Genomic DNA, 19544 nt, shown 5'->3' with positions numbered 1-19544 from the left:
CCCCGCTCACGCGGGCCGGGGAGCCGTCTCCAGCGGATACCCGCCGTCGCGCCACGCGATCATCCCGCCCGCCAGACTCGACGCGTCGTAGCCCGCGCGCCGGGCCGCCACCACGAACCGGGCCGACTGCTCGCCCACCGGGCATACGAACACCAGCGGCCGCGATCGCGGGAACGGCATACCGTGCGCGAGCATATCGTCGAGCTGGTCGTCGCGGATATTGATCGCCCCCGGCACATGCCCGATCCGGTAGGCCATCGCGCCGCGCGTGTCGACGATCGTGGGCCGCCCGCTCGCGTCCAGTTCGGCCAGCGCCGCCGGCGACAAGGCCGGGGCCGCATCCAGTTCCGCCGCGGTCGGCGGCCGCGGCCCGGTCGCGGCGCGGCCGAACAGGTCGGGGCGCCGCCGCCGCAGATACGACAGATACGGTTCCAGCCGGTCGCACACGATCAACACCGCCACCACCGGTTCGGTCGCGGTGCCCGCGCCCGCGAGTATCTGGCGCGCGGCCGCGTACGCGGCGCCGCTGGTCGGCCCGCACAGCACCCCGTGCGCGGTCGCCAGGTCCGCGGTCGCCGCGACCGCGGTCGCCGCGGGGATCGCCAGGATGCGGTCGTAGAGTTCGGGCTGGAACAACCCGACCTCCCACATCTCGGTCTCCGACCGGATCCCCGGGATGAAATCGCCGCGCTCCGACACCACCGCCACCGTCCGCAGATTCGGATGATGTTTGCGCAGGTAGGTGGCGGTGCCGCGCGTGGAGCCGGTGGTGCCCAGCCCGCCCAGCAGCCAATCCACCCGCCCGATCCCGGCCGCTGCCAGATCCTCGTGGATCTCGCGTCCCGTGCCGTGGCAGTGGGCTTCGACGTTCTTGTCGTTGGTGTACTGCGAGAGATGATGGAACGCACCGGGATTGCGGGCCATGGTGGCCTCGATGACCGAGTACACGTCCTGCGGGGTGGTGGGATCGGGGCATTCGCTCAGTCCCGGCAGCTCCTCGATCTCGGTGCCCAGGAACTCGAGCATGTCCCGCACCTCGGCGACCTTGATCCGGTTCGTCACCGCCCGCAATGGAATCCCGTGCAGCGCACCGAGAATCCGCAACGCCTTCGCGGTGTTCCCGCTCGAAGCCTCGATCAGCGTGCGGTCGTGGGCGGTGAGCTCACCGAGCTCGTCGCGGATCATCGCCCACGCCACCCGGTCCTTCACCGACCCGAACGGGTTGTGCGACTCCAGCTTCGCGTACAGCTCGACGTGCGGCATCCCGTGGGCGGCGGGATCCAGCCGCAACAGCGGGGTGTTCCCGATCAGCTCGGTCACATGCTGATACAGCATCAGCGACCCCCCGAGGTGGGTGCCGCGTCCGGAACCGGCGGCACCGTGGCAGGCGGGGACACCTCGCCGGAACCGCGGACCGTCGTGCCCGGAACCGATAGTGCCGCACCGGGTTCGGGCACGTTTGTCCCGCCGGAAGCGGCAGCCGCAGTTGTCACGGGCGGCACCGTAGGGTCGCTGTGGAGGCGGTCCGCGAACCCGCTGGAGCCGACTGTCGCCGTCGTTGCGCCCGCCGCCCGGTAATCGCTGTCGGGGCAGACCGTGAACCCGCCGGGCCCGTGGGTGACGGCCAGCTTGGGGACCGGCGGATGCAGCGCGGCCGACGCCGCCGACAGATCACTGTGGTAGGCGGCGGTATTCGGGAACACCACCAGGTCGCCGGGTTCGGGCAGCCACGGCAGCCGGACCAGGTGATTGGTGATCAGATCCCGCTCCAGGCACAACTGCCCGGCCAGGAACACCCCCACCGGCGTCCCGGGATGCGCGCCGCGCCCGGCGCCGGGCAGCAGCAACGGATCGACCATCACCTCCTGATCGGCCGGGGTGACACAGTCGCGGGACAGATCCAGGTTCACCAGCGTGCTCCCGTCCGCCGCGTTCTTCACGAATTCGACCGCGGCGACCGTGATCCCGGCATGATCGGCCAGCGACTTGCCCGGCTCCAGCCACAGCTGCAGCAGGTTGTCGCCGATCACCTGGGCGACGCTGCGCCGGTCGTGCGCCGGCAGCGGCGCGGTCAGCAGCTCGTCGAGCATGCGGTCGGCCGTCACGGTATTGCCGTACTTGTGGAACACCGGCGTCCCGTGCACCCCCGTGTCGTCGACCTGATAACCGAAAGTGTTGCCGCCCCACGTCATCCGCGGACCGCGCCCCCGCAGCGACTCCCGCAAGGCCGCCACATAACCGTCGTAGGCCTCGGCGTCGGCGGTGAACACCTGCCGCAGCCCGCCACCCACATCCAGTACCGTCGGAGCCAACCCGAGATCGCAGGCCCGTTCGCACAGCGCCAAGCATTCCTGCACCGCCCGCACCCGCTCGGGCACCTCACCCGAATCCAGATGGAACGCGAAGCCACGCAGCACGATCCGCGACCGATTCGCATCCAGCAGGCGCAACGCCGTGTCGATGTCGGCCGGTGCCACCCCGAAGCGGCTGACCGCCGACCCCGCGAACCCGCCGACCCGCACCAGCACCGGAACCGGCGCACCGGGCGCCGCCAGCTCCGCCAACCGGCCCAGCTCCCACACATTGTCGACGTTCACCGTCACACCGGCCCCCACCAGCTCCCGCAGCAACCGTTCCCCCTTGGGCCCGGTGACCTCGATCCGCTCCGGACCGAACCCGGCGCGGCGCGCCGCCGCCAGCTCACCCGCGGACGCGACATCCACCCCGACCCCGGCCGCCGCCGCGGTCACCAGCAGCGCCCGCGACCGGTTCACCTTGTGCGCGTAACAGATCCGATGATCGGGCAGCCGCGCCCGCAGCACGCTGCGCAGCCGCTCCAGATTCTCCGCGAACACCTGCGGAAACACCAGATGCGCGGGAGACCCGAAGCGCCGCACCACATCTCGCACCGCCCCGGGGTCGTCGAGGAACGCGCGCACCAGCGGATGCACCTTCGCCGGCAACGCGGCCTTCTCAGCCGCGCTCATCGCGCCGATTCCGGTGCCGCGGTAGCCGATGCCGCGGGCGCGGGTGCTCCCGACTTGGGCGCGGCCGACGGTGCCGCGGTAGCTGGTGCTGCGGGCGCGGGTTCCGGGGACTGGGCCGCGGCCGACGGCGGCGCCGTATCCGGTGCCGCAGTAGTTGCTGCCGCGGGCGCCCGTGCTGCCGACGACGCGGCCACGGCCGACGCACGCGCGGTTTCCGGTGTTGCAGCAGCTGGTGCAGTAGGCGCCGGTGCTGCCGACGACTTGGGCGCGGCCGACGGCGGCGGAGTTTCCGGTGCCGCGGTAGCCGGTGCCAGCGACTGGGTAGCGGCGGTCGGCGGCGTAGTTTCCGGTGCCTCAGTAGCTGGTGCCGTGGACGCGGGCGCCGCCGACCGGGCCGCGGCCGAGGGTGGTGCGGGTTCCGGTGCCGCGGTAATTGCTGCCACGGGCGCGGGTGCAGCCGACTGGGTCGCGGCCGAGGGCGGCGTCGTTTCCGGTGCCGACGGCGCGGGTGCCGTGGATGCGGGCGCCGTCCACTGGGCCGCGGCCGACGGCGGCGCCGTTTCCGGTGCGGCAGTGGCCGGTGCCGGTATCGCTGATGCGTCCCGCGGGGTCAGGGACATCATCGACGGTGCGGCCGAAGGCTTCTCGACGGTCGGGTTGTACCCGCTGTCGCGCAGCGCCTCGAACGCCCGGTCGCGGTTGCGGGGGCTGCGGAACTCGGCCACCACTCGTTTACGCACCAGATCGATATCGCCCACGGTGATCGACATCGACTCCAGGACCGCGGTGATGGTTCGCACGCAATGCCGGCAGTTCATATCGGGCACAGAGAAGACACCATCGGCGAGATCGTCGCTCCCGGAGGCGGCCGGCACCTCCGTGACCGTGAGCCGCCCCAGGACTGCGGTGAAGCGGGACACGAACTGCGCCACCACGATCGGCAGCAGTGCGGTCTGCTCGCCGTCGATCCGCTGCGCCATCGCCGCCAGGCAGGTCGGATGGGTGCCCGCGGGCAGGAGTGCGTACTGGCGCGAGATCAGGTCCAGGTCGTCGTGGTACTTGGCGATCGCGGCCTCGATGTCGAGTCCTTCCACGGTGACCGCCCGGTGCATCACCGTGCGCGCGTCGGCGATGGTCGCCTCCTTCATGGCGAGCAGCGTCGCCACGGTGTCGGCGCTGTAGCGCAGCGTGCCGTCAGCTGCCGGGCAGAACGACACCGCGATCATCCCGCGCCGGTAGGTGGAGGCCTGCAGTTCCCAGTACCAGCGGGTGGCGACGGCGGTGAAGATGCCGTGATCACGCAGGGCCGCAGCGAATTCCGCCGGGGAGGTTATCGAGGTGGTGGCGGCCAGCAGCGCGTGCTGGGCCAGGGCCCGCCCGCACGCCTCGATCCCGATCCGCAAGATCTCCATGGGTTCGTGGTCGGTGGTGGTGGCGGCCAGGATCGCGCGCTCGCCGTCGCCGAGCTCGGCGATCCGCGCGCCGAGCGCCGGGTCGGCTGCCAGCGCCCGCCACAGGTCGAGTACCGTCTCGCGCACCGCGATCGGCACCAGCGGGCCGAAACCGTCGTCGCGATAATGGCCGGTATTGGGGATGCCCGCCGAATCGGTCCAGGTCATCCGATGGGTGGCGACGGTGATCTGCTCGGGCCGGCACGGCCGCATGAACCGTTCCAGATACAGCCGCTGGGACAGGGTGAGATGGCTGCCGGGCTCGGGTGTGATGGCGGTGCAACGGTATTCGATGCGCAGCGGCTGCGGGTCGGGCAGTGTGGCGAACAGGCCGGGGTGGGCGAGCCCGGCCAGGATCCGGGCGGCGGCGCGGCGGTCGTAGACGGCCGTGCCGGTGGCGGGTGGTTCGCCGGTCGCGGTTCGCTGGTGTTCGTTCACTGCTGGACCTCCTGCGCGATGGTGGCCACGGCCGCGACGAAGCGGCCGATGTCGTCGGCGGTGGTGTAGACGTGCGTGCTGACCCGCACCGATTCCTCGTCGCCGCCGGGCACACAGTGCACGCCGGTGCGGACCAGGAACCCCAGTTCGGCCAGCACGAACCCGAGATCGGCCGCACCGATCCCGTCGAGGGTGAACGACACGATGCCGTAACCGATCTCGCACGGCGCGTACGCTGGACCGGGCCGGAACTCCACCCCCCGCACGCGGCGCAGACCGTCGACGAGCAGGCGAGTGAGGACCCGGTTGTGTTCGGCGATCCGGTCCCGCCCGAGGGTATCGAGCACGTCGAGCGCGGCCCCGAGAGCGAGGATGCCGGGCAGGTCCGCGGTGCCGCCCTCGAGCCGTTGCGGCATCGGCGCGCGGTCCGGGTCGTCGGCGCCGAAGCCGCCGCCGGGCAGGAACGCGGCCAGCTGATCGTGTACCCGCGGCGCGCAATACAGCAGCCCGGTGCCCGGGGTGCCGAACATCTTGTGCGCCGCGAAGATCGCGAAATCGGCGCCCAGCTCCCGCACGTCCACCGGCAGATGCCCGCCGCTCTGACTGCAGTCGAAGACCACCCGCACGTCGGGCGGGAGCTGCGGCCGCAGCTCCGCCAAGGTGGTGACGGCGCCGAACACGTGATGCAGATGGGTGACCACGACCAGCCGGGAGCGCGGGCCGATCCGCTCGGCGAGGTCGGTGAGGTCGGCCTCGCCCAGCGCGGTCACGGCGTAGGGCACCAACCGGATTCGCCGCCCGAACCCGGCCAGGATCGTTTGTAGCCGCCGCCACGGTGCCAGGGTGGAGGCGTGATCGGCGGGGCTGTAGAGGATGTCGTCGCCGTCGGCGAGATTGCCCAGCCCCCACGCGAGCGCGACGGCGTTCATGGCTGCGGTGGCGCCCGCGGTGAACACGATCTCGCGCGGGTCGCCGGCTCCGACGAATGTCGCTGCGCGGCTCCGGATCTCCTCGATCTCGGCGGCCAGCCGGGTGGACCACGCATAACTGCCGCGACCGGCATTGGCGGTCTCCCGGCTCAGATACCGGTGGACCGCGTCGATCACCGGTTGCGGTTTCTGCGTGGTGGCGGCGCTGTCCAGATACACCGCCGCGGTCGTTTCGAGCGCGGGGAACCGCACGCCGCCGGCAGCTGGTGAGACCATGCGACGCTCCCTCCGGCCGGTGCCGGGCCGGTGCGGCACGGCTCGTACAGGCGACATCGTCCACCATACGCACCGATCCGGGACCACTCGAAGGCTATGGCGGGCAACAGGATTCAGGTCGCACTCGGCAGTGGGCCGGGGATGCGGCAGTTCGGGACGGTACCGCCGCACACCCGGCACGGCAGGTCGCACACCCGGCACGGCAGGTCGCAGACCCGGCATGGCCGAAGGGGCACCGCGTCCACGGAGTGGTCCGTCGAATCACCCCTCGCCCGAGCAGTACCCGCGCGCATGCCGTAACGGCCAGCCGAGCTCGAGTGGCGGCTCAGCGGCCCGCCGGGTCCGGTCCGCCCGGGTTGCACAGCGCCGCGACGGTCGCCCCGTAACCGACCGCCGGCCGCCACGGTTCGATGTTCCAGCTCGGTTTGTCCGGCTCGACGAGGCGGGCCCAGTCCCAGTGGCAACGGAACTGGTCGTACATGCCGGGCGTGTCCGCGTCGGGGGCGTCGGCGAGTACTTCGCTCCAAGCCCGATCCAGTGCCGGGCCGTAGGAATCGGTGCGGCCCGCCTGGGTCGGCACGATGGAGAGCCGTCGCCCGTCCGGGTCGTCGAGCCATTCGACGTGATCGATGAGCGGCTGTCCCGCGAGCGGATCACCCGTGGGCCGCGCGGGACGGGTGACAGTGGTGGTGGAACCGGTTGTCGTGTCACCGGATTCGACGGTGACCGGTTCGGATCGGTCGGCCGTGGCGCAGCCGGCGAGGGCCAGGACCGCGACCGTCAGTCCGCAGGCACCGAGCTGTCGCAGCCAGCGCACGCGCAGCACCCCTTTCCGCTCGAATCGTCGAACCGCGTCCACGCTACAGGGATCACCCCGACCGGGACGGACCGCGCGAACCGGACGGTCGGTCGTGGCCGGTCCCGGTGGCCGGGCGCGACCGGCAACGAGCAGGCGAACCCGGCGGCGGCGCGAGGTCGGCCGGGCTGCCCGAAACATCGCGGTCGCCGACGTACCATGAGCGGTGTGGCCGCCCAGTTGACCAAGGGACGAGTGGAACCGCTGACCGTCGACGACCTCGTCGTGGCGGTCCGGCACAGTGCGCCGGTGGATCTGTCGGCATTGCTGCTGACCGCCGCCGGACGGGTCCGCGACGCAAAGGATTTCGTCTTCTACAACCAGCCCGACGGTGCCGGGGTGCGGCTCATGCACGGCGGACAGCCGGGCATCGCGCTGGCGCTGGCCGCGATACCACCGGACGTCGCGCACGTCCGGATCGTCGTATCCCTCGACGGGCCGGGCGGATTCGATGGTGCGGTACCCGAGGTGCGGGTGTCCGACGCGACCGGCAACACCCGCTACGAGTACGCGGTCGAAGGCCTGCACGACGAATCGGTCGTGATCGCCGTCGATTTCGACCGGGACGGCCCGCGCTGGTACCTGCGCGCCGTCGGGCACGGCTATCCCGCCGATCTGGGCGAGCTGGTGCGCGGGCACGGCGTCGAGGTCGGCGGGCAGACGATGCCCGACGTCTACCACGGCACCACGGTGCTCGACCCCGGCCAGGACCTGGCGCTCTCGGACATCCGCAAGTCCGAACTGTCGCTGGTGAAAATGGCGCTGGGCTGGGACCCGGTACGGGTGCAGGGGCCGAAGGGCCTGCGCGAGCTCGAGATCGACCTGGACGCCTCGGCGCTGCTGTACGTGGGCGACCAACTCGTCGACACCGTCTACTACCAGCAGCTGACCTCCAAGGACGGCCACATCCGGCACTCGGGCGACAACCTGACCGGTGAGGGCACCGGCGACAACGAGGTCATCTCCGTGGATCTGGCCCGGCTCCCCAGCGCGGTGACCGCGGTCGTGTTCGTGATCACCTCCTACGCGGGCCACACCTTCGAGCGCATCAACAACGCGTTCTGGCGGCTGGTCGACGGCGCGGGCAACGCGGAGCTGGCGCGCAGCAATCTGCGCGGCGGTGGCGCGCACACCGGCATGGTGGTGGCGAAGGTGTACCGGGAGGGGGGGGCCTGGCGTCTGCAATCGATCGGCCAGCCGATCCAGGCCGGGCACCCGGTCGAGACGATCTCCCAGGTCGCCTCGTACCTGTAACCGTCCCGTGGCGCCGCTGAACTGACCTGCCGGTAGGCGACTGCTGGGCGAACGGTTGGCTCCGAGTTCGCCGAAGCCCTGGTGTCGCCGGACACGTGCGCCCTACGATAGGCAGCCAGTGGGTGTTCGGGGTACTGATCGAGGGGCTGGAGTGGCATCACCGGCTGTGAAATGTCTTGTCTGGGAAGTGGACAACACGCTGTGGGACGGCGTGGTATGCGAATCGAGCAGCGGCGCGTTGCGTCCGGAGGCGGTGCGCGCCCTGCGGGCACTGTCGCGGCGCGGGGTCGTCCACGCCATCGCCAGTCGCGGTGAGTACGCCTGGACGGTCGAGAAGCTGCGTCAGCATGAACTGTCCGCGTCGTTCATGGCGATCGAGGTCGGCTGGGGACGCAAGTCCGCGGCGATCGAGCGGATCGTGCGCACCCTGGGCATCCCCGCCGAGATGGTCGGCTACATCGATGCCGAACCGCTCGAACGCAGCGAGGTCGCTCACGCGCTGCCGCCGGTCCGCTGCTATGCCGCCCGGCACGTGGACGTACTGACCGCCCTGCAGGAGTTCCGCGCACCGGTCACCAACGCGGCCCCGCCCACCTCGCCGATGGGTTTCTCGCACGTCGTCGACAACACCGCTCCGACGACCACTCCGATGGGCTTCTCCCGCATCGTCACCGGCTGACGATCCGCGGCTCACCGGCTGACCCGCGGTCGGGCGGGTGCTGCTCCCGAGTCGCCGGAGTCAACGAAAAGGTTGCGGCCGCAACACAATACATACATACGCGTCCAGGGTCGGCCGACTCTTGGTCATACTGACCGGGATACGTGTCACGCTGCTCCACCTGTGTTCTACCCCTTCATCGTTGAAATGAGGTAGCTCAGATGTTGTGTGCATCCCGCTCAGGACCGGCGGTCCGGCTCGTTCGCTCGCTGTGTTCCGGCGCGGTCGTCGCGCTGGTGGTGGCCGCCTGCTCGACCTCGCACAGCGCGACGGTGCTGCCGGCCGGCACTGTCGACCCGGTGTTCGGCTCGGGCGGCAAGCTCTCCGTCGACCTCGGTTCGAAAGCCGATCGGGCGCATGCGGTGGTGGTGACCGCGAACGGCTACCTCGTGATCGCCGGTTCCACCCTCGACCCCGCCCAGAGCGACAATTTCGCGTTGGCTCGCTTCACCTCGGTCGGCCTGACCGACCCGACCTTCGGCGACAACGGCAAGGTCTCCACCGACTTCGGCGGCAGGTCCGATGTCGCCGCGGCACTCGCCCAGACACCGGACGGCAAACTGGTGGCCGCCGGCACCAGCCACGGCACCGACACCGGGGACACCATCGCCGTCGCCCGCTACACCGCCGACGGCAGACCCGACCCGAGTTTCGGTGACAACGGCAAGGTTTCCACCGACCTGGGTACCCGGGCCGACCACGCGAACGCGGTGGTCGTGCAGCCCGACGGCCGCGTCGTCGTCACGGGCTCCACTCTGGACGCGGCGCAGGGCGACAACTTCGTGGTCGTGCGCTACACCGCCGACGGCAAGCCGGATCCGAGTTTCGGCGCCGGCGGCAAGGTTTCCACCGACTTCGGCGGCAGGTCCGACATCGCCGCCGCGGTGGCGTTGGAATCGGACGGCAAGCTGATCGTCGCCGGCACCAGCCACGGGACCGACACCGGCGACACCATCGCCGTCGCCCGCTACACCGCCGACGGCACCCTCGACGCGAGTTTCGGTGCCGGTGGCAAGGTCTCCACCGATCTCGGCACCAAGGCCGACCACGCCACCGCGGTCGCGGTGCAGCCCGACGGCCGGATCGTGGTCGCCGGCTCGACCCGGGACGCGGCGCAGGGCGACAACTTCGCCGTCGTGCGCTACACGGCCGACGGCACGCTCGACCCGAGTTTCGGTGCCGCCGGCACGGTCTTCACCGACTTCGGCGGCAAGTCCGACACCGCCACCGGCGTGGCCGTCGGCAGTGACGGCCGGATCGTGGTGGCCGGCACCAGCGCCGGAACCGCCGCCGGCGAAGACATCGCCGTCGCTCGCTACACCGGTGACGGCAAGCTCGATCTCACCTTCGGCACCGCGGGAACGGTGTCGACGGACTTCGGAAGTAAGGCCGACCACGGCAACTCCCTCGCGGTGCAGCCCGACGGGCGCATCGTCGTCGCCGGTTCGACCCTGGATCCCTCCGAGGGCGACAACGTCGCCCTGGTCCGCTATCAGAACTAGAGATGGGGTCCGCGTATGTGGGGTGGGAACGGCCGGTCGGCGACACACGGTCCTCGACACGGCAAATCAGGCAAAACGGTAGCTAACATTTCTGGGATGCGGCAGTGGAAGCGCGTGCTCGCGGTGTGCGTCACGGCGACGGTGGTGCTGGTTCCCGGGCAGGCGGTCGCTGCACCGCCCGCCACGGCCGGTGGCCTGCCCTCGCTCGGGCCCGGATTCCTTTGGGGCGTATCCACTTCGGGATTCCAGTCCGAAGGCCACGAGCCCGACAGCAACTGGTCGCGGTACGCCGCGAGCGGCGCGGTCGGCGAGGTCGGGGATTCGGTCGACTTCCTGAACCGCTATCCCGCCGACGTCGTCCGCGCAGCGCGCTTGGGCGCCAAGGTGTTCCGGATCAGCATCGAGTGGGCGCGGGTGCAACCCACCCCCGACGGCTGGGACGAGAGCGCCTTCGCCCAGTACGACGGCATCCTCAACGCCATCGCGCTGGCCGGTATGCGCCCGATGATCACCCTCGACCACTGGGTCTACCCCGGCTGGGAGGCCGACCGCGGCGGCTGGACCAACCCGGGCATGGTCGACGACTGGCTGGCCAACGCGCGCCACGTCGTCGACCGCTACGCTGCCCGGAAACCGTTGTGGGTCACGGTGAACGAGCCTCTGGCCTATGTCGGCACCGAACGCCGGATCGGGGCGATCACCAGCAACGAGGACGCCGACACCATGGTGGACCGGCTCGCGCGGGTACACAACGCCGCCTACGACGAGATCCACCGCGTGCAACCCGACGCCATGGTCACCAGCAACATCGGCTACGTCCCCGGCCACGAGACCGAAGTCAATCAGGGATTCGTCGACCAGGTCCGCGGCAAGCTCGACTTCGTGGGCGTGGACTACTATTTCGGCCCCAGCGGCGACGGCACCCAAGCCGGCGCACCCGGCATGTGGAACCTGCCGCTGCAGACCGAGGGCATCTACTACGCGCTGCGCCACTACGCCCGCCAGTTCCCGGGTAAGCCGCTGTTCGTCGTCGAGAACGGCATGCCGACCGAGAACGGGCAGCCCCGGCCCGACGGCTATGACCGCGCCGACCATCTGCGCGACACCGTGTACTGGATCCAGCGCGCGAAGGCCGACGGCATGAACGTCATCGGCTACAACTACTGGAGTCTCACCGACAACTACGAGTGGGGCAGTTACGCACCCCGGTTCGGGCTGTACACGGTCGACGTCGGAGCGGATCCGCAACTGATCCGCAAACCCACCGACGCGGTCGAGGCCTACGCCACCCTGTCGCGGGCCGGCGGGGTCCCCGCGGGCTACACGCCGACCCGCGCGCCCGTGCCCTGCTCGCAGGTCGACCCGCCCGACAGCTGCGACGACGCGGTCTCGGCCGCACCTTGACCCCACCGGCCGCCACCCGTCGCTGCGGAACGGGTGGCGGGGGTGGTCCCCGCGCTCGAAGGGGCCGAGGATCGGCGCACGGCTGCTGGTGAGCGGCACGCGGTTTCGGTAGGTTCGGGAGATGCCCGACGATCCCGTACACCTGTTCGTATCGGCTGCCCACAGTTTCGCCGAGCTGGTCCGGTCGATTCCCGAGAACGCTTGGGACGGACCGGGTCTGGGGGACTGGGACCTGCGGTCGCTGGTCGGGCACACCTCGCGGTCGCTGATCACCACCAGCACCTACATCCACCAGCCGGCGCAGGTCGAGGACGTGACCAGCGCCCACGAGTACTACGCCATGGTCCGCGCGGTGTCCGCGCAGCTGGGCAGCGCCGACATCGTCGAGCGGGGCCGCAGTGCGGGCGCGGAACTCGGCGCGAACCCGGCCGACGCGGTCGACACCCTGGTGGCCACCGCGACCGCAGCGGTCCGCGGCGCCGAGGACCGGCTGATCACCGTGATCGGCGGCCGCGGCATGCGCCTGTACCCCTACCTGACCACCCGGGTGTTCGAACTCGCCGTCCACAGCCTCGATATCGCCCGCGCGACCGGCCTCGCCTACGACCCGCCGAGCGAGGTCCTCGAGGATGCGGCCGTGCTGGCTACCCGCATCGCGGTGCTGGTCGGTGCGGGCACTACGGTCTTGGCCGCCCTGACCGGGAGATCGCCACTGCCGCAGTCGTTCTCGGTGGTCTGAGCGGTACCGCGTCAGCCTCGGTGCACGCGGTCCATCAGCTGCATCAGCTGCCGGGTCTCGGCATCGGTCAGCGATGCCAGTAGTTCTGCATTCGCGTCCTCGGCCAGCCGGGCGCATCGATCCAGGACTTCCAGCCCGCGTGATGTCGCCGTTACCGCATTCTTGCGGCGGTCGTGGGGGTCGGGCCGGCGTGCGGCCAGCCCGGCATGCTCGAGGTGGTTGATCAGCACGACCATGTCTTTCGGGTCGAAGCGCAGCAGGCGGACCAGATCGGCCTGCGCGATCGGCCCGCATTCGGCAACGGCCGCGAGTACGGCGTGTTGGGGCAGCTTCAGGCCCTCCGCGGCGATGGCAGCGGCGACCAGTTCGCGGCCGCGGTCTGCTACTCGTCCGGCCAGCCAGCTGGGCAGGGTCTGGATGTGGGTCAGGAAGCGCGGCTCGCTCATGGCCTCAGACTATCGCCAATCGTTGGACATTCCAATGAATACCGGTTACGGTCGAATGATCATTGGAACTTCCAATGAATTTCCGGCAGGAGGTGCGCGTGCTTCGCGTTCGATACGAAACCAGCGGCGGCCCAGAGGTTCTGTTCACCGAGGAGGTCGCACCGCCGACCCCCGGGCCGGGTGAACTACTGATCGAGGCGCGCGCCATCGGCGTGACACTGCCCATGGTGCGCAAGGTACGCGAGGCGGATACTCCCGGCCCGCTCGGTGGCGAAGTCGCCGGCACGGTGATCGCCATGGGACCGGACGTCACCGATTTCACCGTCGGCGACCAGGTCACCGGTCTGTGCTTCGGGCACGGCTACTCCGAACAGGTTCTGCTGCACCACACCATGGCCTCCCGCATACCCGACCGGGCGACCGCGGTCGAGGCAGTCGCCCTGGTACGCAGTGGCCTCGTGGCGCGCGGCGCGTACGAGGCGGCCCGCGCGCAACCCGGCGACACGGTTCTGATCACCGCCGCGGCGAGTGCCGTCGGGTCGCTCGCCGTGCAATACGCGAAAGCGGCCGGGGCCGGCCGGGTAGTCGCCGCCGTCGGCGACATCGACAAGGCCGAATTCGTCCGAGGCCTGGGCGCCGACGAGGTCGTGCACTACGCCGACCACTCGTGGGGCGAGCCGGTCGATATCGTTCTCGACGGCGTCGGTGGCGAACTGCTCGGCCCCGCCGTGCGTTCCCTCGCCCCGGCTGGCCGGCTGGTCGCGTTCAGCTCGGGCGGCGGCATGATCGACGCCTACGAACTGCTGGCACGTGGTGCCTGCGCGATCGGTTTCCAGATGGCGGCGATCGCGCGGGGCAAGCCCGAGATGTATGCGCGCTGGCGCGACGAGCTCTGGGAACTCCACCGCGCCAGGACCGTCCGGCCGCGGGTATACGCCGAGGTCCCGCTCCGCGAGGCCGCCCGCGCGCACGAGATGATCGAGTCCCGCCGCAACCTCGGCAAGGTCGTGCTGGTTCCCTAGCTGTGCCGGCACCACGATCGCAGTGCGCGAAGTAGGTGCGGCCGAGCGTGAACCGCCGACTACAGCGCGGTCCCCACCAGGTGTCCGATGCCGTAGGTGATCGCCATGGCCGCGGCACCACCCACCAGGACACGAATCGTGGCCCGCCACACCGGCGCCGAGCCCAGCACCGCGCCGACCGCCCCCGTCCCCGCCAACGCCGCGAGGACGGCGGCCACCGTGATCGGTACCCGCATCGTCGGCGGGGTCAGGATGGCCAGCAGCGGGAGGATCGCGCCGATGGTGAACGACAGGGCCGACGACAACGCCGCCTCGAACGGGTTGGTGAGCGCCTTCGGGTCCAGGCCGAGTTCCGCCTCGGCGTGCGCGGTGAACGCGTCGTTGTCGGTCAGTTCCCGCGCCACCGTGCGCGCGGTCGCGGGTGAAAGGCCCTTGGCCTCGTAAATGGCGGTCAGCTCGGCCAGTTCGGCGTCGGGCTGTTCGGCCAGTTCCCGGCGCTCCAAGTGCAGGACCGCCCGCTCGCTGTCACGCTGTGTGCTCACCGACAAATACTCGCCCAGCGCCATCGACACCGCGCCCGCGGTCAGGCCCGCGATACCGGCGGTGAGGATCTCGCCGCGGTCGGTGGTCGCGGCGGCGACACCGACGACGATGCCGGCCACCGAGACGATCCCGTCGTTCGCGCCGAGCACGCCCGCCCGCAACCAGTTGAGCCGCCCGGCCATCCCGGGGTCGTGTGGTTCGTGCTGCGTGTGCGGCGAGCCGCTCTCGTTCTGCACGGGTGGAGCCTACGACGGCTGGGCGTGAGTGACCGGAAAGGGCGATCGTGCCGCCGTGTCGAGGTGGGCGTAGGCGAGAGTGATCAGGCGGCGGCTGCACCGGGTGCGGCCGGAGTGCGACTCGGTAGGACACAAAACGTTTCGCGCCGGCACCTCCGGAATCCGGTGGTGCCGACGCGATGGGGGTGTCGAGGTTCGGGTTCAGCTCAGCGCGGGGACCGGAGCGGATGCCGAGCCCTTCACGGAAGCCGCAGCGGCACCGCGGGTTTCGTGCAGGATGAGCAGGCCGGTGACGGCGACCAGTACGGCGGTCAGGCCGTGCACACCGAACGCGGTCGCGGTGGAACCGTGGTGGGCGAGCACGTTGGTCATGTCGCCGAACGGAGCGAGCGACTCCACCAGCATGGTCAAGCCCAGCGCGCGGCGGTGTCCGGTCAGCAGCAGGACGGCCGGCACCAGCACGGTCACGACATCCAGGATGCCCTTCTCGATCAGGAAGCCGCCGCCGTCGCCGGCGGGCCAGGTCGGCAGGCCGAACCCGGGTGCGATGGTCGCCGGGGTCAGGATGTAGGACACGCCGACGTAGAGCATGAAGAGGACACCGGAGGCGGTGAGGATGTTGTTGACGGTCTTGAGCGACATGACTTTTGTCCTTGGGTTCGGGCCGCGGGAGGCGGCGTTCGTTCGATGTACCGAGAGTGCGCTCGCGCTGTTGGAGGGCACTTGGAGGTGACTTGGAGCGGTGCCCGCCACCGCGCGTACCATCGGCCGGGTCATGATCTTGCTCCGGGTATTGGGTTCGTTCGCGGCCGAGAACGGCGATGAGCGGGTGCCGCTCGGCGGGCCGCGCCAGCGTGGGGTGCTGGCCCTGCTGGTGGCCGCGCGGGGGCAGGTCGTGTCGGTCGACCGACTCGTCGACGACCTGTGGCGCGGCGAACCGCCGGGCCGGGCGCTCACCTCGTTGCAGGCGTATGTGTCCAACCTGCGCCGACTGTTGGAACCCGGCCGCGCACCCCGCAGCCCGGCTCGGCTGCTGGTCAGCGCCGCGCCCGGCTACGCGCTGCGGCTGCCGCCCGCCGGAGTCGACGCGTGGCGCTTCGAGGAATTGCTTGACCAGGCCCGTGCGGTCGCCGACCCGCGTGCCGCCCGTGACCGGTTGACGGCGGCGCTGGCACTGTGGCAGGGGCCGGCGTTCGCCGAATTCGCCGACGAGCCGTGGGCGGCACCCGAGATCGCCCGGCTGGACGAACTGCGCGTGGTGGCCCGCGAACTGCGAGTCGCGGCCGGACTGCGGCTCGGCGATCCCGCCGCGGTGGTGCCCGAAGCCGAAAGCCTCACCCGCGACGAGCCACTGCGCGAAGCAGGCTGGCGCCTGCTCGTTCTCGCCCTCTGGGGCAGCGGCCGCCAAGCCGACGCCCTGGCCGCCCTGCGCCGCGCGCGCACGACCCTGGCCGACGAACTGGGTCTCGATCCGGGCCCGGACCTGGTGGAACTGGAAGCCGCGATCCTGGCCCAGCGCACCGACGTGCTGCGCGCCGCCGTCCCACCGGCTCCGGTGCGCGACACCACGGAACCCGCACGGCGAGACACCGACTCCCGGTACCCGGCGCACACCACCGCAGGACAGCAGCGCGACCGCCCGGGACTGGTGCGCGCGGACGGGGAACCGCTGCAGGCGAATCCGATGGGTGCCAGAGCGAAACAGCCACAGGCCCAAGAAGAATTACGGCGCGAGACGGCAAACCCGGTGCAGGCGAACGCAGGACAGGCGCAAGACCGGACAGGCCCGGCGCAGGAGCGCGACGACCGGCGACCCGGCAGTGCGGAATCGGCTGGGGCGCAATCGAACACGACGTCGTCACGAATGCCGGTGCAGCAGCACCCGGGCTTCGTCGAGCCGGTCCACGACAATCGCGTCGAGGACGCCCAGGTGCCCGTGGACGGTGGCGGTCTGTGGTCGACCGGCCCGCACGGCGATCCGGCCCGCGCGGCGAGCTTCGTGGGCCGGGACCGTGAACTCGACGCACTGGTGGCCGCCGCGGGGGAGGCCGCAGTCGACGGGGTGCGGGTCGCGCTCGTCACCGGCGAGGCCGGACTCGGGAAGTCGACGCTGCTCGAACAACTCCGTGCACGGCTCGGGCGGGACGGATGGCTGGTAGCCGCCGGCCGCAGTCCCGAACTCGACGGCGCGCCACCGGCATGGGCGTGGGTCGAGGCACTGCCGGCGGTGGCTGCGAGTTGCCCGCCAGGCGCACTCGCCGACGATCTGGCACCGCTGCTGCACGACTCCGGGGTGGTCGACGGTGACGCGGCGGCCGGGCGGTTCCGGTTGCGCCGGGCCGTGTGGGAATGGCTCACCGCGGCCGCCGCCGAACAGCCGGTCGCGGTGGTACTCGACGATCTGCACTGGGCGGACAGCGTGACCCTGGAACTGCTCGCCGGTGGTGTGGGGCTGCGGGCCCCGATCCTGGTGGTGGCGGCCTACCGCGGCGACGAGAGCGAACGCCTCACCGGCACACTCGGTTCCCTGGCCCGCACCGCGCCGCTGCGGTTGGATCTGGCCGGGCTCGACACCGACGCCGTCGCGGAACTCGTGCGGGCCGAGTGCGCGGCCGACGACGCGACGGTCGCCGGGATCGCCGAACGGACCGGTGGCAATCCGTTCTATGTGCGGGAGAGCGCGCGGCTGCTCAGTGGCGAGGGAGCGCTGGTCGCGCTGTCCGAGGTGCCCGACGGCGTGCGGGATGTGTTGCGGCGCAGGCTCGCTCGGCTCCCCGAGCGTGGCGTGGCGGTGCTGCGGTGGGCGGCGGTCGCCGGTCGGGAGAGTTCGGTGGACGTCCTGGTGCGGGCCGCCGACGCCGACGAGGACAGCGTGCTCGACGCACTCGACGCGGGCGTGATCGCCGGATTGCTCGACGAGCCCGGCCCCGGGCGGGTGCGATTCGTGCACGCCCTCGTCCGCGACACCCTGGTCGCCGACGTGAGCCGGTTGCGGGCGACCAGGATGCACGCCCGGATCGCGGCCGCACTCGAAGGCAGCGGCGACGTCTCGGCGCTCGCCCACCACTACGCGCGGGCCGGATTGCCGCAGGCTGTCGACTATTGCGTGCGCGCAGCCGATCTCGCCGAGACCCGCTACGCCCACGACATCGCCGCCGGCCTGCTCACCGACGCCGTCGCCAACTCCAGCGATCCGGACGAGCGCGTCGGCCTGCTGGGCCGGCTGCTGCGCGCACAGGTCAGAGCGGGCGCGGTCGCCGCGGCCCGAGCCACCCGCGAGCAAGCCGTCGAGTACGCCGAAGCGCTCGGCCGCGACGACCTGATGATCGCCGCGTTCACCGCCTGGACCGAACCCACCCCGTGGCAGGCCCGCACCTACGGCACGATCGACCAGCCGATCGTCGCACGCCTGCGCCGCCTGCTGCACCGAACCGATCTCGCCCCCGACGTCCGTTCCCGCCTGCTGACCGCCTACGCCGCCGAACTGGTGGGCGAAGACGATCCGACGGTCGCGGCCGCCGCACGCGAGGCGCTCGACCTCGCCACCGACCCGCGTCTGCGCGGAGCGGCCCTACTGATCCTCGTCCGCGAACCTGAGCGCGACGAGGGCGCCTACCTCCTCGGGCACGAGGCCTGTCCCGACTCCCACGGTCGCGGGCACGAGCAGCGCACCCGAGAGCCCGAGCGCGTCGGCTATGCGCGCGAACTGCTCGAGATCGGCGTCGAGCACGACCTGCCCATCTACCGCGTCACCGGGCTGCACAATCTCGCCTGCGCCGCGGCCCTCGCCAACGATCCGGAAACCATGCGCCGGACGGTCGCGGAAGCGCTGGATCTGGCCCGCGCCTATCGCATGCCGGAGGCGATCGGTGTCGCCGAGATCGCCCAGGCGACCTTGGAACTCGTCGAGGGCCGATACACCGCGGCCGAACGCGGCTACACCGAAGCCACCGAACGTCTGCTGGCCGCCGGATCGGTCCACGCCGCAGGCTTTCTCGACCTCGCCCTGGCAGTGATCCGGCTCCACACCGGCACCCTCGGCGACCACCTCGACGACGTGCGCGCCCTCCACGCGGCCTTCGGCCCGCTGGCCACCGACCTGCTCGCCCTCGCTCTGCACGCCGCCGGCGACGACGCCGAAGCCCGTCGAATCCGCCTGTCGGCCAGCCCGATCCGCCCCGACTTCTTCTACACCTTCCTGATGTGCCTGCGCGCCCGGGCGATCATCGCGCTGGACGAACACGGCGCCGCCGAAGACACCTACACGGCCCTGCTCCCACACCGCAACAGTCCACCGGCCGGCGCGGCGAGCCTCTCCCTGGCCCTGCACCCGGTCGCCCACACCCTCGGCGACCTAGCGCTGTACCTGCGCCGATTCGATGAAGCCACAGCCCATTTCACCCTGGCCGCCGAGATCGCCGACCGATGGAACGCACCACACTGGTCAGCCGACGCCCGATCCGGCGCCGATCGTGCACTGCACGAGGCTGTGTCACCGCGAGATCACTAGCGGGACCCAGGCTTTCGATCCTTGCCGGGGGCGCGCTGCAAGGCGCCTCCGGCTTGTCGCCGTCCTCCTCGACTTCGAGGACGCGGATTCTCGGCCGTGCCCGAAGTTTTCGCGCTGCCCTTCTGGTCCTCGAACCGCGGCCGATACATGTCCCGGCAGCACTCGTCGCCGCAGTACAGACGGGGCCGCCGTCCCTTTCGGCTGCTCGGCGAACAGACCGGAAGTTATCCGGA

The 19544-nt window shown here is 71.0% G+C and carries 15 protein-coding genes; 7 read left to right on the top strand and 8 right to left on the bottom strand.

Annotated elements, in window-relative coordinates:
* Window positions 1-6: 6 nt before the first annotated feature.
* The 5 genes from EBN03_RS10305 to EBN03_RS10285 all read right to left on the bottom strand — a co-directional run bounded on the left by EBN03_RS10305 (window position 7) and on the right by EBN03_RS10285 (window position 6940).
* A complete protein-coding gene (locus tag EBN03_RS10305; protein WP_122187704.1) occupies window positions 7-1335 on the bottom strand; it encodes a pyridoxal-phosphate dependent enzyme in 1329 nt (442 codons plus the stop codon).
* Window positions 1335-2987, bottom strand: coding sequence for a type III PLP-dependent enzyme domain-containing protein (locus EBN03_RS10300; RefSeq protein WP_122187703.1), 1653 nt, complete (start codon window positions 2985-2987; stop codon window positions 1335-1337). The genes EBN03_RS10305 and EBN03_RS10300 overlap by 1 nt, the downstream gene beginning before the upstream one ends.
* Window positions 2984-4876, bottom strand: coding sequence for a heavy-metal-associated domain-containing protein (locus EBN03_RS34530; protein ID WP_199742706.1), 1893 nt, complete (start codon window positions 4874-4876; stop codon window positions 2984-2986). Before EBN03_RS34530 ends, EBN03_RS10300 begins: the two co-directional genes overlap by 4 nt.
* Window positions 4873-6081, bottom strand: a complete 1209-nt coding sequence (locus tag EBN03_RS10290; protein ID WP_122187702.1) for an aminotransferase class V-fold PLP-dependent enzyme — start codon at window positions 6079-6081, stop codon at window positions 4873-4875. Before EBN03_RS10290 ends, EBN03_RS34530 begins: the two co-directional genes overlap by 4 nt.
* A gap of 325 nt (window positions 6082-6406) precedes the next feature.
* Complete coding sequence (locus tag EBN03_RS10285) at window positions 6407-6940, bottom strand: DUF2599 domain-containing protein (protein WP_233608290.1); 534 nt, start codon at window positions 6938-6940, stop codon at window positions 6407-6409.
* 165 nt (window positions 6941-7105) lie between these two features.
* Here EBN03_RS10285 and EBN03_RS10280 point away from each other — a divergent pair, with 165 nt between their 5' ends.
* The 5 genes from EBN03_RS10280 to EBN03_RS10260 all read left to right on the top strand — a co-directional run bounded on the left by EBN03_RS10280 (window position 7106) and on the right by EBN03_RS10260 (window position 12554).
* Window positions 7106-8191 (top strand): TerD family protein, encoded by a 1086-nt coding sequence (locus tag EBN03_RS10280; protein ID WP_199742705.1) that lies wholly within the window; start codon window positions 7106-7108, stop codon window positions 8189-8191.
* Window positions 8192-8342: 151 nt separating this feature from the next.
* Window positions 8343-8870, top strand: a complete 528-nt coding sequence (locus EBN03_RS10275; protein ID WP_233608289.1) for an HAD family hydrolase — start codon at window positions 8343-8345, stop codon at window positions 8868-8870.
* A 200-nt stretch (window positions 8871-9070) separates the two neighbouring features.
* On the top strand, window positions 9071-10411 hold the full coding sequence (locus EBN03_RS10270) for an NHL repeat-containing protein (RefSeq protein ID WP_122187699.1): 1341 nt from the start codon (window positions 9071-9073) through the stop codon (window positions 10409-10411).
* A gap of 96 nt (window positions 10412-10507) precedes the next feature.
* The gene (locus EBN03_RS10265) at window positions 10508-11815 is read left to right on the top strand and encodes a family 1 glycosylhydrolase (RefSeq protein ID WP_122187698.1); all 1308 of its coding nucleotides are present in this window, start codon (window positions 10508-10510) and stop codon (window positions 11813-11815) included.
* Between the two features lie 121 nt (window positions 11816-11936).
* Complete coding sequence (locus EBN03_RS10260; RefSeq protein ID WP_122187697.1) at window positions 11937-12554, top strand: maleylpyruvate isomerase N-terminal domain-containing protein; 618 nt, start codon at window positions 11937-11939, stop codon at window positions 12552-12554.
* Window positions 12555-12565: 11 nt separating this feature from the next.
* Here EBN03_RS10260 and EBN03_RS10255 read toward each other — a convergent pair whose 3' ends face one another.
* Window positions 12566-13000, bottom strand: coding sequence for a MarR family winged helix-turn-helix transcriptional regulator (locus EBN03_RS10255; protein ID WP_122187696.1), 435 nt, complete (start codon window positions 12998-13000; stop codon window positions 12566-12568).
* Window positions 13001-13098: 98 nt separating this feature from the next.
* Here EBN03_RS10255 and EBN03_RS10250 point away from each other — a divergent pair, with 98 nt between their 5' ends.
* A complete protein-coding gene (locus EBN03_RS10250; protein ID WP_122187897.1) occupies window positions 13099-14022 on the top strand; it encodes a quinone oxidoreductase family protein in 924 nt (307 codons plus the stop codon).
* A 59-nt stretch (window positions 14023-14081) separates the two neighbouring features.
* On the opposite strand, the gene EBN03_RS10245 is transcribed toward EBN03_RS10250, so the two are convergent.
* Window positions 14082-14747, bottom strand: coding sequence for a VIT1/CCC1 transporter family protein (locus tag EBN03_RS10245; protein ID WP_122187896.1), 666 nt, complete (start codon window positions 14745-14747; stop codon window positions 14082-14084).
* A 255-nt stretch (window positions 14748-15002) separates the two neighbouring features.
* Complete coding sequence (locus tag EBN03_RS10240) at window positions 15003-15443, bottom strand: DUF4267 domain-containing protein (protein WP_122187695.1); 441 nt, start codon at window positions 15441-15443, stop codon at window positions 15003-15005.
* 133 nt (window positions 15444-15576) lie between these two features.
* Here EBN03_RS10240 and EBN03_RS10230 point away from each other — a divergent pair, with 133 nt between their 5' ends.
* Window positions 15577-19311, top strand: a complete 3735-nt coding sequence (locus EBN03_RS10230) for a BTAD domain-containing putative transcriptional regulator (protein ID WP_233608288.1) — start codon at window positions 15577-15579, stop codon at window positions 19309-19311.
* The last annotated feature ends 233 nt before the right edge of the window (window positions 19312-19544 follow it).

The sequence above is a fragment of the Nocardia stercoris genome (assembly GCF_003696265.1).
Lineage (GTDB): Bacteria > Actinomycetota > Actinomycetes > Mycobacteriales > Mycobacteriaceae > Nocardia > Nocardia stercoris.
Note: the sequence above shows the minus strand (reverse complement) of the source record. Positions and strands in the feature narration are given on the sequence as shown.